This window comes from Ruegeria sp. HKCCD3925, from assembly GCF_057221175.1.
The window spans coordinates 977,588-991,970 of the sequence record NZ_JBWVBI010000001.1; the positions used below are offsets into that span (position 1 = coordinate 977,588).

The 14,383-nt window shown below is 57.4% G+C and carries 15 protein-coding genes; 7 read left to right on the plus strand and 8 right to left on the minus strand.

The window, feature by feature from the left end; translation table 11 throughout:
- Positions 1 to 7: 7 nt before the first annotated feature.
- Positions 8 to 358: a DUF2794 domain-containing protein gene (locus AC2TEM_RS04780; RefSeq protein ID WP_170399260.1), complete on the plus strand. Its 351-nt coding sequence runs from the start codon at positions 8 to 10 to the stop codon at positions 356 to 358.
- Here AC2TEM_RS04780 and AC2TEM_RS04785 read toward each other — a convergent pair.
- The 3 genes from AC2TEM_RS04785 to AC2TEM_RS04795 form a co-directional block, all read right to left on the minus strand.
- A complete protein-coding gene (locus AC2TEM_RS04785) occupies positions 355 to 1,092 on the minus strand; it encodes an NlpC/P60 family protein (protein ID WP_170426277.1) in 738 nt (245 codons plus the stop codon). The two genes, AC2TEM_RS04780 and AC2TEM_RS04785, sit on opposite strands and share 4 nt — an antisense overlap.
- A complete protein-coding gene (locus AC2TEM_RS04790; protein WP_170426275.1) occupies positions 1,089 to 2,471 on the minus strand; it encodes a M17 family metallopeptidase in 1,383 nt (460 codons plus the stop codon). Before AC2TEM_RS04790 ends, AC2TEM_RS04785 begins: the two co-directional genes overlap by 4 nt.
- A 63-nt stretch (positions 2,472 to 2,534) precedes the next feature.
- Positions 2,535 to 2,924 (minus strand): hypothetical protein, encoded by a 390-nt coding sequence (locus AC2TEM_RS04795; RefSeq protein ID WP_170399254.1) that lies wholly within the window; start codon positions 2,922 to 2,924, stop codon positions 2,535 to 2,537.
- A 214-nt stretch (positions 2,925 to 3,138) separates the two neighbouring features.
- On the opposite strand from AC2TEM_RS04795, the gene AC2TEM_RS04800 reads away from it, so the two are divergent.
- From AC2TEM_RS04800 to AC2TEM_RS04810, 3 genes are all read left to right on the plus strand, one after another.
- Positions 3,139 to 3,618, plus strand: coding sequence for a phosphoribosyl-AMP cyclohydrolase (locus AC2TEM_RS04800; protein WP_170399250.1), 480 nt, complete (start codon positions 3,139 to 3,141; stop codon positions 3,616 to 3,618).
- 86 nt (positions 3,619 to 3,704) lie between these two features.
- Positions 3,705 to 4,241, plus strand: coding sequence for an SRPBCC family protein (locus AC2TEM_RS04805; RefSeq protein ID WP_170408759.1), 537 nt, complete (start codon positions 3,705 to 3,707; stop codon positions 4,239 to 4,241).
- Between the two features lie 401 nt (positions 4,242 to 4,642).
- The gene (locus AC2TEM_RS04810; protein WP_480790617.1) at positions 4,643 to 5,335 is read left to right on the plus strand and encodes a M48 family metalloprotease; all 693 of its coding nucleotides are present in this window, start codon (positions 4,643 to 4,645) and stop codon (positions 5,333 to 5,335) included.
- 143 nt (positions 5,336 to 5,478) lie between these two features.
- On the opposite strand, the gene AC2TEM_RS04815 is transcribed toward AC2TEM_RS04810, so the two are convergent.
- From AC2TEM_RS04815 to AC2TEM_RS04825, 3 genes are all read right to left on the minus strand, one after another.
- Positions 5,479 to 6,501 carry an aspartate-semialdehyde dehydrogenase gene (locus tag AC2TEM_RS04815; RefSeq protein WP_170408757.1) on the minus strand — a complete coding sequence of 341 codons (1,023 nt, stop codon included), beginning with the start codon at positions 6,499 to 6,501 and terminating at the stop codon, positions 5,479 to 5,481.
- Between the two features lie 113 nt (positions 6,502 to 6,614).
- Positions 6,615 to 7,649 (minus strand): glycosyltransferase family 4 protein, encoded by a 1,035-nt coding sequence (locus tag AC2TEM_RS04820; RefSeq protein WP_170426271.1) that lies wholly within the window; start codon positions 7,647 to 7,649, stop codon positions 6,615 to 6,617.
- A 15-nt stretch (positions 7,650 to 7,664) separates the two neighbouring features.
- Complete coding sequence (locus tag AC2TEM_RS04825; RefSeq protein WP_170426269.1) at positions 7,665 to 8,837, minus strand: MFS transporter; 1,173 nt, start codon at positions 8,835 to 8,837, stop codon at positions 7,665 to 7,667.
- 145 nt (positions 8,838 to 8,982) lie between these two features.
- Here AC2TEM_RS04825 and AC2TEM_RS04830 point away from each other — a divergent pair, with 145 nt between their 5' ends.
- Entirely contained in the window at positions 8,983 to 10,125 is a 1,143-nt protein-coding gene (locus AC2TEM_RS04830) for a DUF3095 domain-containing protein (RefSeq protein WP_170426267.1), read from the plus strand.
- On the opposite strand, the gene AC2TEM_RS04835 is transcribed toward AC2TEM_RS04830, so the two are convergent.
- The gene (locus AC2TEM_RS04835) at positions 10,122 to 11,531 is read right to left on the minus strand and encodes a pyridoxal-dependent decarboxylase (RefSeq protein WP_170426265.1); all 1,410 of its coding nucleotides are present in this window, start codon (positions 11,529 to 11,531) and stop codon (positions 10,122 to 10,124) included. The genes AC2TEM_RS04830 and AC2TEM_RS04835 overlap by 4 nt on opposite strands.
- Positions 11,532 to 11,658: 127 nt before the next feature.
- On the opposite strand from AC2TEM_RS04835, the gene hpaR reads away from it, so the two are divergent.
- On the plus strand, positions 11,659 to 12,093 hold the full coding sequence (gene hpaR, locus AC2TEM_RS04840; protein ID WP_170426263.1) for a homoprotocatechuate degradation operon regulator HpaR: 435 nt from the start codon (positions 11,659 to 11,661) through the stop codon (positions 12,091 to 12,093).
- A 163-nt stretch (positions 12,094 to 12,256) separates the two neighbouring features.
- On the plus strand, positions 12,257 to 13,171 hold the full coding sequence (locus tag AC2TEM_RS04845) for a helix-turn-helix transcriptional regulator (protein ID WP_170426261.1): 915 nt from the start codon (positions 12,257 to 12,259) through the stop codon (positions 13,169 to 13,171).
- Here the strand turns inward: AC2TEM_RS04845 and AC2TEM_RS04850 are convergent.
- Positions 13,164 to 14,378, minus strand: coding sequence for a winged helix-turn-helix domain-containing protein (locus AC2TEM_RS04850; RefSeq protein WP_480856012.1), 1,215 nt, complete (start codon positions 14,376 to 14,378; stop codon positions 13,164 to 13,166). The genes AC2TEM_RS04845 and AC2TEM_RS04850 overlap by 8 nt on opposite strands.
- Between the last annotated feature and the right edge of the window lie 5 nt (positions 14,379 to 14,383).

A 14,383-nucleotide genomic window follows, 5' to 3' on the forward strand; every position in this document is an offset into this window, starting at 1 on the left:
TTGTCATATGAACATGCAGCCTCCCAGCCGGTTCGGGTCCGGCTCTGCCCAGATGCCGGTCGCGTTTGACCGGCGCGAGATGTCTCAAATCCTGTCTGTTTATGGCCGAATGGTTGCTGCCGGTGAATGGCGCGACTACGGAATCTCGAACCTGCGGGATATGGCGGTGTTTTCGATCTTTCGGCGCACGGCGGAACATCCCATTTACAGGGTCGAGAAGCACCCGCGCCTGCGGCTACGTCAGGGCATGTATTCCGTGGTCGGCATGGATGGGCGTATATTGAAGCGCGGGCACGATCTGCGCGCGGTTCTGAGGGTTCTGGAACGCAAGCTTATCCGTGCGGTTGACCTGGATTAGAGCCTTTTGTGCGCTGTAACCGGCCCGTCACCCTGGGCAGCGATCCGGGCAATCGCTTGATCCATCGGTTCGAGCGCGACGGCCATGTGATAGGCGTTGGCGTGAAGTAGAAGGTTTTCGGCGGCAACCCAGGCAACATGGCCTTTCCAGAACAGCAAGTCTCCGCGCCGTGCGGGATCGCCCTCGGGCACCGATCCACCAACTTCGCGTTCCTGATCGCCGCTGTCTCCGGGACAAGGAACGCCGCAGGCGAGCAGTGCGAGCTGTACGAGGCCCGAGCAATCCAGCCCGAATCGACTGTTACCACCCCAAAGATAAGGGGTGCCGAGAAAAAGTTCGGCCGCGGAAACGGGATCGGTCAGCAGGGAATAGGCGGGCACGGCATGCACCTCCGGAATGAACCCGATTGGCGTTTCCAGAAACCCGCCCTCCTCAGACAGAGCCCTGATTTTACTGCCAAAGCTCAGCGAGGTCAGATCGCGGCTTTTAATATCGGGCTTCTCATAGGCATGGGTCGAAGCGGCGACGATCCAGTGAGTCTGTGGCTCAATTGGTCCCAGATGGTCTGTCGCCACCCATCCGGTATAGCCGTCCTTGCTGGCTGAGATCTCGCTCCAGCCGTTTTGGTCGTCCAAAACAGTGACCGTGTCGCCGAACAACAATTGCCGGTCGCGCGGACCGTCAGGGTGGCGCAGCAGGTCTATGACCGGTTGAATGATGCGCGCCTGAGTCATAGGCCAAGGATCTCTGGCAAAGCACCCAGGAGGGCACGCGGGCCTTGGCCCAAACCACCTTTGCTGCGACCGGGTTCCTTACTGCGTTGCCACGAATAGATGTCAAAATGCATATAACGGCTTTCGGCAGCGAACCGGCGCAGGAACAGTGCCGCGGTGATAGAGCCTGCAAATCCACCAGAAGGCGCATTGTCGAGGTTAGCGATGCCGGGTTCGATCATCGCTTCATAGGGGTCATGAAAAGGCATACGCCAGACCGGATCAGCGGCAGCCCGGCCAGCACGCGCCAGCACGTCTGCGGCTTTGTCGTCATCGGTATAAAACGGGGCCAGATCAGCGCCCAATGCAACCCGGGCCGCGCCAGTCAAAGTGGCCATCGAGATGAGCAGGTTTGGTGCCCCTTCATGCGCCAGAGCAAGGGCATCGGCCAGCACCAACCGACCCTCGGCATCAGTGTTGTTTATCTCAACCGTTAGCCCATTGCGCGCCGTCAGGATGTCGCCGGGGCGGAGAGCATTGCCCGCTACAGCGTTTTCGACCGCCGGGATCAGGACCCGTAATTGCACCTTCAGATCCAGCGCCATGATCATACGGGCCAGACCCAGCACATTGGCCGCTCCGCCCATATCTTTTTTCATCAACCCCATCGAAGCACCGGGTTTCAGATTCAGGCCGCCGGTATCGAAACAGACCCCTTTCCCAACTAATGTTAGTTTTGGCCCGTGGTCACCCCAGTTCATCTCGATCAGACGCGGGGCCTGTTCGGCAGCACGCCCCACCGCGTGGATCATCGGAAAATTCTGTTCCAGCAACGCATCGCCTGTGATGACCGAGATGTCTGCGCCGTGTTCCCGTGCCAGTGCCTCAACCGCGTGTTGTAATTGCACCGGGCCCATGTCCGAAGCGGGTGTGTTGACCAGATCCCGTGTCAATGCCTCGGCATTGGCCATGATTTCGATCCGCCGGGCATCTACGCCCTCGGGCGCGATCAGCGTAGCGTTAGCCGGGCTTTGCGCTGCATAGCGATCAAAGGCATATCCCGTCATCAGCCAGCCCAGGCATTCAGCCTCAAGCACATCTGCGGGAACGCCCGAGGCGATATGATAGGTGCCCTTGGGCAGCGATTCTGCGGCAGCGGCTAGCGGAAATCGCTTGCGTACCCGTTTTGCCGCGCTGCCATACCCCGCCAAGGCAAACTGCGGATTACCATCTGTGCCGGGCACCAGAAGTGTTTGACCCAGAGCTCCGGAAAACCCATCGGCCGCAACCCAAGCTCGGATATGATCCGGCTGATCGGTCAGCCAGCTTTCAAAATCTGATTGCTCTAACACATGTAGTGGCAGCGATGGGTCGGAGGCAGGGGCGAAGGACAGGGTCATGCGTGTCTCGGCTGGTTGGATTTTCGCCCAGACTATCTGTCTGCGGCGCACTCGCAACCCCCCTCAGACGGATAGATCTTGCTGGTCCCAGACGGCAGTCAGCGATCGCTCACCCACACGGATCAGGCGGCTCAGAGTCGCCCCTGTCGCCACCGCATCGCCAGCGTCGACAGTACAGGCTACATCGCCTGCCACACGTGCCAGTGCTGTCATGCCGATTTGCTCGGATATGGCCACGAGAGATTTTGCGCATTTGCGAAGCCCGGCCCAATCGCGTTGCCGCCAAAACCGTTCACAATTCGACAACCGCAACGCCAGTTCCTCAACCGTGCGGCACAGCACATCCATCGCGTTGGTGTCGCCAAGCTGATTGTACAGGCTGCTCAGGCGGTCCGGGTCCAGACGCACGGGTTCTTTCTGTTCCAGTGTGATAATCTTGTCCACCACATTCACCCCAATTGAAGTGCCCCCACGGCACTGTCAGAGATTGGCGGCAAAATGCTTTGCAAAACCTTGCACCGGTTCAAAAGAATGGGTCGAATTTTCTGAGAATTCAGGCTTCCACGCGGTTCTGTGGGCAAAACCGGGCGAGAGTCCGGTCACACCTCTTGCGTTGACGCTCACTTGCTGCCAGTACCGTAGAAACCGGACAGAGAAGGACAGGATCATGCCGATTACCACTGACGAGCTGGCCGCTGCCCGTACCGCCTGGGGCGATGGGTTGATTGCGATCTCCAAAGCTTTTGAAGACGGTGGGATCGATGCGGCCCGTTCCGTTGCCGAGGGTGTTCTGGATGCGGCATACGGCTATAATCTGGGTCCGGTCCTGTTCAAACCAACTATGGCGTCCGGAGATCAAACCTTTCGCCCGACTCGCCACGGTGCACTGGCCTATTTTGTCGGTCACGATGCCGAATTTCCGCTTGATGGCGGTTTCGGAATCAAGGGTTGGCGCGAAATGGCAAGTGAGACATCGGCCAGCTTCGTCGAAGGTGATGTCGCCATGTGGATGGGCAAGGTCATTCTGACGGATAGCCAAGGTAACATCACGCAAGTCGACAAAAGCTTCGGCTACAAAAAAGACGCTGACGGAGTGCTTCGCATCGTGCTGCACCATTCGTCGCTGCCTTACCAGCCACCGGCCTGATCCTGCGGGTCATACGATCGGGCCTCTGAAATTACGTCGATTTTTTGATATGTTTCCGATGATGTTGTCAGAATCGGATCGAGCTCATGAAATTGATTAAACGCATTCTCGTCACCCTACTGGTGATCATTCTGGCGCTTGTCGGAGTATCATATCTTTTGCCTGGTCAAGCCGAGGTGTCCCGCAGCATCACAATCGACGCACCAGCCTCGGCGATCTTTCCCTATGTGAATTCGATGCAGGAGACCGAGAAATGGTCCCCCTGGCTGTCCCGAGACCCCGAAACCAAGCTGAGCTATAGTGGCCCGGAAGCGGGTGTCGGAAACACGCTGAACTGGGCCTCGGACAACCCGCAGGTGGGAACCGGTTCGCAGGAAATCACCGAGAGCACCCCGGATCAGTCCGTGCAAACCGCACTGGATTTTGGCCCGATGGGGACAGCCACCGCCTCGTTCCAGTTGCGGCCAGAAGGATCAGGCACACAGGTTACCTGGGGATTCGTATCCGACCTTGGTATGAACCCCATGTCCCGCTGGATGGGCCTAATGATGGACAATTGGGTCGGCGGAGATTACGAGCGCGGGTTGGAGAATTTGAAGACGCTGGTTGAGGGACAGGGGTGAAGGATCAGGCAGTAGGCATCTCTCTGATGACTGCTTTGAGGCCATACCAGAAACGATTGTTGAAATGTACGTGCGCTCATAGCAGTCCCTTTGCCGCGCAGGAGGCTGGGATCAAGCCATCGTGCAGCGCAAATAACCTCCGCTGACGCGGTGTTCAACTCGGTTCAAGCCCATACAGAACGGGGCGTGGATCGTTTGGTCCTTCGCTTCAAAGCCATTTGTAGTGCCTACCATTTTGACGACAGCTTAATCGGGGCGACCACCGACAACCCGTCTGTTATTGAATATCAAATCGTGAAGACCGTAGGTTCGAATGTGCAAGTTGGTTTCTCGAAAGCCACAGATTCGATTTTGATGCTCTGAACATTTGGAAAGGTGTGTTTATGAGGCGAACGGTATTGATGTTAGCTGTTTTGGCATTAGCGGGATGCGCTTCAACCACCACTCCTCCATCAGCACCTATTCCAAACCCCGGTCGCGCGAGCGCGCCCGTCAGTTCACAACAGGCACAAATAAGGTTCCGTCAGGTCGCCTCACGAATAGAACCTGTGGCAGAACGAGAATGCCGCCGCCGCACTAAGAATGTGAATTGTGATTTTTTGATCCGCATTGATCCAGACAAAAAAGCACCCTCAAACGCGTATCAGAGTTTAAGCAAGTCGGGGCGCCCCGTTATCACAATGACTCAAGCGCTGATACGGAATGTAAACAACACTGACGAACTTGCATTTGTTATGGCGCATGAGGCCGCTCACCACATTCAAGCGCATTTGGCGCGACAGGCCCAAAATGCGGCGGCTGGTGCGGTGCTTTTGGCCGGTCTAGCAACAATTGCGGGGTCAGGGCCGAATGACATTGCCGCAGCACAAGACCTTGGAGCCTTTGTTGGCGGCCGCAGCTATTCAAAGAACTTTGAATTGGAAGCTGATCGACTAGGCACTGTAATAGCCTACAAAGCGGGTTATGATCCACTCAAGGGTGCGCTGTACTTCGCACGAGTTCCTGATCCTGGTGATCGCTTTCTAGGGACGCATCCCCCAAACTCTCAAAGATACCATGCGGTAAAAGCGACAATGTCCCAGATCGGTGGCTGACCAACTGGTGCTGGATAGGCAATGGCAACGCATGCACAGGGCGGCTTTGCCCCGCAATATTGCCATCTCTGCCCGTCCACAAAATAATAAACCCCACTGGCGGTACAGCGGGGTTTAATAGAGTCATAACCAACTGGCGAAGGTTACCCCTTCTTCAGAACTTCACGGCCCAGCAATTCTGCAATTTGAACAGCGTTCAAAGCCGCGCCTTTGCGCAGGTTGTCCGAAACGCACCACAGGTTGATGCCATTCTCAACCGTCGAATCCTGACGGATGCGGCTGATGAACGTGGCGAAATCGCCCGCGCATTCGATGGGCGAGACGTAACCACCGGCTTCACGCTTGTCGATTACCATGATGCCCGGTGCTTCGCGCAGGATGTCGCGGGCTTCGTCTTCGTCGAGGAACTCTTCGAACTCGATATTCACCGCCTCGGAGTGGCCAACGAATACCGGAACGCGAACGCAGGTTGCGGTGACCTTGATCGACGGATCGACGATCTTTTTGGTCTCGACAACCATCTTCCACTCTTCCTTGGTCGAGCCGTCTTCCATGAAGACGTCGATTTGAGGGATGACGTTGAAGGCGATCTGTTTCTGGAACTTCTTCGGCTCAACCTCGGTCGTCGGGTTGTAGATGGCCTTGGTCTGATCCCAAAGCTCGTCCATGCCTTCCTTGCCGGCTCCCGACACCGATTGATAGGTCGAGACGACCACGCGCTTAATGCGTGCACGGTCATGCAGCGGCTTCAGCGCGACCACCATCTGCGCGGTCGAGCAGTTTGGGTTGGCAATGATGTTTTTGTTTTTATAGTCGTGGATCGCCTCGGGGTTACATTCCGGCACGATCAGCGGAATGTCCGGGTCATAGCGATAGAGCGAGCTGTTATCGATCACCACGCAGCCAGCCGCTGCCGCCTTGGGGGCGTAAACCTTTGTGGCCTCGGAACCCACGGCAAACAGCGCCATGTCCCAACCAGTGAAATCGAATGTGTCCAGATCTTTGGTAGTGAGCGTCTTGTCGCCAAATGTCACCTCAGTACCCAGCGAACGACGGCTTGCCAGAGCAGCAAGTTCATCGACAGGGAACTGGCGTTCCGCCAGGATGTTCAGCATTTCGCGGCCCACGTTGCCCGTGGCGCCGACGACTACGACGCGATAGCCCATTTCATGTCTCCAAAGTTAAGGACGCGCGTTCATAGCCGCGTTGTGGCAAAGAAAAAAGAGGGGTTTCGGCTTATTTCACCCCGTCACACCGATTTGACACAGTTCAGTACCGTTCAGGGTTGTTTCAGCAAGGATCGATAAACTTCGACAATCGCCTGCGCTTCGCCTTCGATTCGAAAATTCTGCTCGACATGGGCGCGCGCGGCTAGTCCCGCAGCGGCCAGCGCAGCGCGGTCCTGCACCATATCCTCCAGCGCGTCGGCCAGTGCAGGGGCATTGTCTTTCTCGACCAGTCTTCCGGTCTCACCATCCTTGATTTGCGCACTGAACGCTCCGACCCCGTGACTGGCTATGGCGGGCACGCCCGAGGCCATCGCTTCAAGCGGTGTAAGGCCGAACCCTTCGTGCCGTGCGGGCGCAACGAACAGATCGAGCGCGCGATAGGTCTCGACAATCTCATCCCAAGGGCGCTCACCCAGAAAATGAACGCGGTCGCCCAGCCCGGCGTCCTGCAGCTTTTGCTCCTGCTCAGCCTGAAACGCCTCAAATTCGTTGGTGGTACGCCCGGTGAAGATCACATGCGCATCGGGGTGATTAGGCAGCACCTTCAGGGCGGCATCGACCAACAAGTCGACCCCTTTCTGAGGGCGGATACGGCCAAAACACCCGATCAGCAGCCCGTCTGGCAGATCAAGTTTTTGGCGCAGGGCGCTTTTGTCCTCGGCCGGGTGAAACAGCTCGGTGTTGACGCCATGCATGATAACAGTAGCGGGATGCTCCAGAAAGGAAGCGGCTTGAGGCGTCGTCGCGATCAGCGCGTCCATTTTCGAAATCAGCCGCTTGGTGAACCCGGAATGATCACGTTGCGCGGCTGAGGTGAATAGCAGTTTGTAGTTGCGTCGAAGCACCGAACGCAAGACCAGACCCATCAACATCTCGGTATTCCGGCGTGCATGCCAGACCCGTTTGCGATTGGGTAGAAACAGTAGTTTCCAGAGTCTGATATGGGGCAAATCTGCCGGTAGGCCGGGACCGGTGGCACGGATGCCGATCATTTTCTGCTGGATTGGCAGCAGACGGATCACCGTCGTTGTCACGCCCGACAGGGAATGCTTCAGATTGGGTGCAATCACCTCAATGTCCTGCACTGGCGGTCTCCGGTTTCAGTCCACGCTGTCCCGACTGAATAGATAGATCACGCAGCCAATGGCAAGGGTGACCGCGAAAAAGCCGAAGATCGCCGTATAAGGTGCTGAGGGGCTGATCCCGGCGCTGGCTGCATGGATGCGCCCGGTGGCAAATTGCGCCAGACCGACGCCGCCGACGCCAAAAAGGTTTAGCAGGGTGACGCCCCGCCCGACCAGATGCGGCGGCACGAAGGCCCGGCCATGGGCCATGATCACCGGAAAACTGGCGCCCAGAAAGCCGATCACTGCCAACAGCAGCACCGAGACCCAAACGCCGCTGTCGACCCACAGGCACAACAGGCCGAGCGTCGTGGCCCCCAACACGTTACCGCCCAGGATCACCCATTTCCGGGTGCCCAGCATACGGTCCAGCGGCCCATAGGCGAAGGTTCCCGCGATCATCGCGGCCCCCATGATCAACGTTGCCGTCCCGATCTGAGCGGTGCTGAGCCCGAACACGTCATTCAAATACGGCCCGGCCCAAAGCCCTCGGATCGCACCCGAAGGCGCATAAGACACAAGCATGAGCGGCAGAATGGTCCACAGCGCAGGTTCTTTCAGCAGGTCCAGAAGTGATCCTTTTTGCTCGGTTTCGGCCTTTTTAGGGTCACGTACTGTCAGCCAGATCCCCGCAGCCACTGCGGCAGAGATGATCGCCAGACCGGCCAGCGTAGCGCGCCAGCCCATCAGCTCGACCGCCAGCGCCGTGGGGTATGAGGCGACCAGATTGCCGACAGACCCTACGCCCAGCATCACGGCGGCGAGCGTGGCGAATTTGGCGGGCGGAAACTCTCGTGCAAAGATATAGTAGGATGCCATCAGAACCGGCGAGCATCCTACCCCGATCAGCGCCATGGCGAGCGCCACATGGAACGGGGTCGTTGCGACCGCGAACAGACCAGCCCCGCCAGCCCCGCCGATCAGCAGCAGCACCGCAGAACTGCGCCGAGGACCGACGCGGTCCAGTGCCCAGCCCACCGGAATCTGCATCGCCGCAAAGATTAGAAACCAAAGACCTGAAGCAAAGGCGAGGTCTTCGGGTGTTGCGCCGATATCGCGTCCCAGATCGGTAGTCAAAACTGCCAGAAAAGCGCGGAAAAACTGGCTGAGTACATAGGCCAGACACAAGATCACCAAACCTGCCTGCATTTCTTGACCTATTGTCTAGCTGCCCCGCCCCGATGCTTTGCACGCCGCGTTGATCGGCACAAGTGCCATGATTGAATCGATTGGGGCGGACATTCTTCACAATTGAGCTATCATCACTGCAGATTTAGGATTTCCCGAGTGTGTTATGACCCTCTCAGACTCTGTATTTTATGCCTCCGTCCCCATTTCGGACAATTTCCTCAGCCTCAGTGACCCCGCGCAGTTCACACCTTTGCCAGAGACATGGGTTCTGGGCGTCGCCGATATCGTAGATTCGACCGGTGAAATCGCGCGGGGCCGGTACAAGACCGTCAACATGGTGGGGGCGGCCGTGATTTCAGGCATGATCAATGCGCTGGGCGGGCGCATATTCCCGTATGTCTTCGGTGGTGATGGTGCTGGATTCGCCGTATCGGACGAGGATGCCGAGATCGCGCGAGATACGCTGGCAACATTGCAAAGCTGGGCCGAAACGGAATTCTCAATCACTCTGCGTGCAGCGCTGGTTTCGGTGGCCGACATCCGCGCCGCTGGACGTGATCTGCGTGTTGCTCGCTTTGCGCCGTCCACCGGCGTTGACTATGCGATGTTTACCGGCGGGGGACTGGCCTGGGCCGAGGCTCAGATGAAATCCGGGCAACTTGTTGTGCAACCAGCCGGACCTGACGCGCAGCCCGATCTAACCGGCCTATCTTGTCGTTGGTCCAACAGTCCAGCGAGGGTTGGTCAGATCGTTTCACTGGTTATTCAGCCTACATCAGAGTCTAATGAGGCTGAATTCGCCGCCCTGACTCAATCCATCCTGTCCGTCGCCGAAGGGCTAGAACGCGCCGGTCACCCGGTTCCGGCCAAAGGACCTCCGATGAGTTTCCCTCCGCCCGGCGTCGATATCGATGCCCATGTCTCACGCGCGGGTCGGAATCTTCTGATGCAGAAAACACGCTTGATGATCGGGAATATGTTGATCGGCTTGTTGTTCAAAACCGGGATGCGCCTGGGTCAATTCGAACCCAAGCATTACAAGGAGATGGTCAGTCGCAACGCTGATTTCCGAAAGTTTGATGACGGTCTGAAAATGACGCTGGATTGTGACTCGAGCACGTTGGAAAAGCTCACTCAGATGCTGGAAGACGCGCAAACAAAAGGCAAAATCAGATATGGCATGCACGCCCAGCAAGAGGCGATGATGACCTGCTTTGTTCCCTCGGCCATGCGTGACGACCATGTGCATTTTGTTGACGGGGCCTCGGGGGGATACGCGCAGGCTGCAGCGTCAATGAGGGCCTAAAGCCCTCGAGCGATTTCAGTGATCACGTCATAGGCCATCATCACGTCCTGTTCTGTGGTTTCAAACTGACCGGCCTGAAAGCGGATGACCAGATCGCCATCCACGCGGGTCTGTGTCAGGTAGATCCGCCCAGCATCATTGATTGCATTCACCAGCCGCAGGTTCAGATCATCCAGATCGTCGGCCCCATCCGGCTCGTATCTGAAGGTCCAAAGAGACCACATTGGAGGCGTCACGATCCGAAAATCCGGTTCTGCTGCTAGACGATCATGCAGCGCGCGCGACCAATTGACGTGATTCCGCAGCCGTTCGCGCAGCCCCTCCAGCCCATAGGTGCGGATGACGAACCACAGTTTCAGCGCGCGGAACCGACGTCCCAATGGCACCGACCATTCCGAGTAATTGATGATCCCGTCCTTGCCGTGGGTTTTCAGATATTCCGGGCTGATCGCAAGCGTGCGGACCAGATCATCGGGGTTTTTCAGGAAATGCGCACAGCAATCGAATTGCACGCCCAGCCACTTATGGGGATTGAATACAATGCTGTCGGCCTGATCGATCCCCGGCCAGTAGTGACGATATTCGGGGCAGATCATCGCCGACCCCGCCCAGGCTGCATCGACATGGGAATAAAGGCCGTATTTCTGTGCGACCGCAAGGCAGCGATCCACTGGATCAGTTGCCCCGGTTCCGGTCCCTCCAACACAAAGGATCACGCCCGCCGGGTGGAAACCAGACTCTAAATCTGATTGAATCGCTGCTTCAAGCGCCTCGGGGTTCATTCCACGCCAATCACCTTGCACGGGGATGCGCACCAGATTGTCCTGTCCAATCCCCGCAACCCAGATTGCGCGGTCGATTGAGGTATGAACCTCGGAAGAGCAATAAATGCGCAGTGGCTTTTGACCGAACAGCCCCAGCGTGTTGCCCTGCCAGTTCATCGCCTTCTCGCGCATGGTCAGCACAGCCGCCAATGTCGCAGATGACGCCGAATCCTGAATGACCCCGGCAAACCCTTTGGGCAGGTCCAGCGCTTCGCGCAGCCAGTCCATCATTCGTGTTTCCATCTCGGTTGCGGCGGGCGAGGTCTGCCACAGCATACATTGCGGCGCGATGGCGCTGGCCAGGAACTCGGCCAGAACAGACGGGGCCGACGCGTTCGAATTGAAGTAGGCGAAGAACCGAGGGTGTTGCCAATGGGTAATGCCGGGCATCACGATTTGTTCGAAATCATGAAAGATGTCCTCGATCGGCTCGCCCCGCTCAGGGGGATGCGCGGGCAGAGCGTTCAGGATATCGCCCGGCTCGGTCCGGGCGCGCACGGGCTTGTCGCCCACCGTCAGGTGATAGTCTTGCGTCCACTCGGAAACCTTCTTGCCCCAATCGGAGAATTCATTCCATTTCATCTTATCCGCCTCGGTAGCCTTTTTGTCAGTATCATATGCTAAACAAGTTAAGTAAAGCCCAGTACACGAAACTCAACCACAACCAACGTTCTATTGCGAAATATTTGGAATTGCGCGAAAATTCCATATGTCAAGAAACTTACCACAGACGTCCCGATCATTGCCGATAGCGCTGTTGCGCGCTCGGGAAAGGGTGATGGGGCCTATTCGTGGTGTGCTAACGGATGCTGGCGTCACCGAGCAACAATGGCGCGTTCTGCGCGTTTTACAGGAAGAAGGACCTCAGGAGCCTACTCAGATCGCCGAGCGCGCCTGCCTCTTGTTGCCCAGCCTGACGCGCATTCTGAAAAAGCTAGAAGACAGCAAGCTGATCATGAGGCGGCCGGATACCAAAGACCGCCGCCGACAGATTGTCGAAATCAGCGAGAATGGGTTGCAAATTATCGACGCAAATCTGGCGGAAATGTTGGAGCTGGCGGAACACACCCGCTCTTTGCTCGGGGCAGAGCAGCACGAGAAGTTGCTGGACCTTCTGGTAGAGCTTCACCAGCTGGAAGGCTGAGCGCAATGCTCAGAACAGGCTCTAACCAAGCTGTTTGCCGTCGTTCAGACCTCGTTTAAGGCCCCAAACGATAAGCATTGTGGGCGGAGAAGGTAATATTCGTTGCCCGTAGATGGTTCGCGTCGTAGCCTCATCCTTACCTTTAACAAACGGTTCAATGCAGATGGATGGGCCCAAACCGCCAGAACCGGCACCGCCTGCACATATTGCAAAGCAGGATTTGAGCGAACGAGTGGGCGCGCGTGTACGCCGGGCGCGTCAAATGCGAGGCATCCCGCGCCGGATCCTGTCTGAGTACTCGGGCGTTTCCCCACGCTATCTGGCGCAGCTTGAGGCGGGTGAGGGCAACATCTCGATCGGCGTGTTGCACCGTGTCGCACAGGCACTGGATTACAAAGCCGAATGGTTGATTGGTGAAGATGATCCGTGGGATTCGGATGCTTTGCAGATAGTTGAGCTTTTCCGACAAGCCAGCGACGACGTCAAAGAAAGCGTCAGGCGTGCATTGCAACCACACCCAGATGAGGATGCACGTGCGCATCGGGTTTGTCTGATTGGATTACGCGGAGCGGGTAAGTCAACTCTTGGCGCTATGCTGGCCGCTGCACAAAGACTGCCGTTTGTTGAGCTCACAGCCATGATTGAAGAGATGGCCGGCATGCCCATGTCTGAAGTGATGGCGTTCTACGGGCAAGACGGGTATCGCAATCTGGAAGCGCAGGCGCTGGATCGGGTGATTGCAGAGCATGATCGGGTCGTGCTGGCAGTCGCGGGCGGGATCGTATCAGAGCCTTCGACCTATGCTACCCTGCTTGGCCGGTTTCACACCATCTGGCTGCGCGCGTCACCGACCGAGCATATGGACCGCGTGCGCGCCCAAGGCGACGAACGCCCGATGGCCGGAAATCCCAAGGCGATGGAACAGCTCAAGAACATATTGGCCAGTCGCGAGGCTTTGTATGGGCGGGCAAATGCGCAGCTAGATACATCGGGCAGGGCGCCCCATGTTTCGCTGAACGAGCTGCGCCTACTGATTGAGGAACAAGGTTTCCTGATCGAAAAATTGGGTTCTATTTAGGATCTTTCAGCCAATCCTTTTCAAATTCCACCCCGTCCAGTTCCGCAAATCGCCTTACCCGGTCCAATTCGGCCTGCAGGCGGCGGGTTCTTGCATCAGACCAACGCACCGACCTTTCTGGCCATACGGATCGGATTCGCAACAGTCCACGGTCTCGCTGGGCCTTCATGTCGATGCGCCCGATTAACCGGTGCCCCTCAAGCAACGGGAAGACATAATAGCCGTAGATACGCTTGGGTTCGGGTACGAACACCTCGATCCGATAGTGGAATCCGAACAACCGCTCGGCCCGGTTCCGGTCACGCAACATAGGGTCAAAAGGGCTGAGAACTCTGATCCGGCCCGGCGCATCGGGCATCGCCGCTGCGTGTTCGCATAGACCGGGGCGGGCGAACACTTTTCGTTCCCGCCCGTCTGCGCATTCGACGCAGTTCTCTTCGATTTCACCCTGTGTTAGAGCCTGTTGGCACCAGGATTTTGCCTCGGCAGCGCTTACCGTATCCCAGAACGCGGCAAGCTCTCCTGATGTGGCGAACCCCAGCCGGTCGAGTGCGGCGTTACACAACCAATCCACAGTTTCATTTGCGTCGCAGTGCAAATTGCCGGGGCAAAGTTGAGTTTCTATAACCCGCTCTGTCAGGTCATAGCGTTTCTGAAACCCATCGCGTCCAACCACGGTCAGCGCGCCGGATCGCCAGAGATATTCCAGCGCGGTCTTGGATGGATGCCAGTCCCACCAACCGCCAGATCCCTTTTTCTCGTCTTTTCCCACATCGGACGAGCCAACCGGACCATGGTCGCGGATATGTTGTAGGACGGTTTCGAACTTTTGCTCAAACCCGTCTCGCCGCCAGTTCTTCCAACGAGCTTTCAGCATGTCGGCATCGCGCAGGAACCGCAGATGCCAATGGCGATAGAATTCCATTGGAATCACCGCCGCATCGTGCGTCCAATGCTCAAACAGCGCGCGGTCGCGTTCATAGAGGTGTTTGAGGTGGCGCGCGCGATAGCTGGGCTTACGCGCATATAGGATCATGTCATGCGCGCGGGCGACGGTGTTGATACTGTCAAGCTGGACAAACCCTAAACGATGGATCAGCTGTAACAAGTCATCGCCTTTGGAACTTCCGGTAGGCTGTTCCAAAAGCGCGTGCCGATCCATGAACAGCGCCCGCGCAGCGCGGTTGTCCAGACGTTGCTGCGCCATCTGGC

Excerpts from the sequence above, each read along its gene's own strand:
- AC2TEM_RS04780 (WP_170399260.1), top strand. The coding sequence starts at position 8 with ATGAACATGCAGCCTCCCAGCCGGTTCGGGTCCGGCTCTGCCCAGATG.
- AC2TEM_RS04785 (WP_170426277.1), bottom strand. The coding sequence starts at position 1,092 with ATGACTCAGGCGCGCATCATTCAACCGGTCATAGACCTGCTGCGCCAC.
- AC2TEM_RS04790 (WP_170426275.1), bottom strand. The coding sequence starts at position 2,471 with ATGACCCTGTCCTTCGCCCCTGCCTCCGACCCATCGCTGCCACTACAT.
- AC2TEM_RS04800 (WP_170399250.1), top strand. The coding sequence starts at position 3,139 with ATGCCGATTACCACTGACGAGCTGGCCGCTGCCCGTACCGCCTGGGGC.
- AC2TEM_RS04805 (WP_170408759.1), top strand. The coding sequence starts at position 3,705 with ATGAAATTGATTAAACGCATTCTCGTCACCCTACTGGTGATCATTCTG.
- AC2TEM_RS04810 (WP_480790617.1), top strand. The coding sequence starts at position 4,643 with ATGTTAGCTGTTTTGGCATTAGCGGGATGCGCTTCAACCACCACTCCT.
- AC2TEM_RS04815 (WP_170408757.1), bottom strand. The coding sequence starts at position 6,501 with ATGGGCTATCGCGTCGTAGTCGTCGGCGCCACGGGCAACGTGGGCCGC.
- AC2TEM_RS04825 (WP_170426269.1), bottom strand. The coding sequence starts at position 8,837 with ATGCAGGCAGGTTTGGTGATCTTGTGTCTGGCCTATGTACTCAGCCAG.
- AC2TEM_RS04830 (WP_170426267.1), top strand. The coding sequence starts at position 8,983 with ATGACCCTCTCAGACTCTGTATTTTATGCCTCCGTCCCCATTTCGGAC.
- AC2TEM_RS04835 (WP_170426265.1), bottom strand. The coding sequence starts at position 11,531 with ATGAAATGGAATGAATTCTCCGATTGGGGCAAGAAGGTTTCCGAGTGG.
- hpaR (WP_170426263.1), top strand. The coding sequence starts at position 11,659 with ATGTCAAGAAACTTACCACAGACGTCCCGATCATTGCCGATAGCGCTG.
- AC2TEM_RS04845 (WP_170426261.1), top strand. The coding sequence starts at position 12,257 with ATGGATGGGCCCAAACCGCCAGAACCGGCACCGCCTGCACATATTGCA.
- AC2TEM_RS04850 (WP_480856012.1), bottom strand. The coding sequence starts at position 14,378 with ATGGCGCAGCAACGTCTGGACAACCGCGCTGCGCGGGCGCTGTTCATG.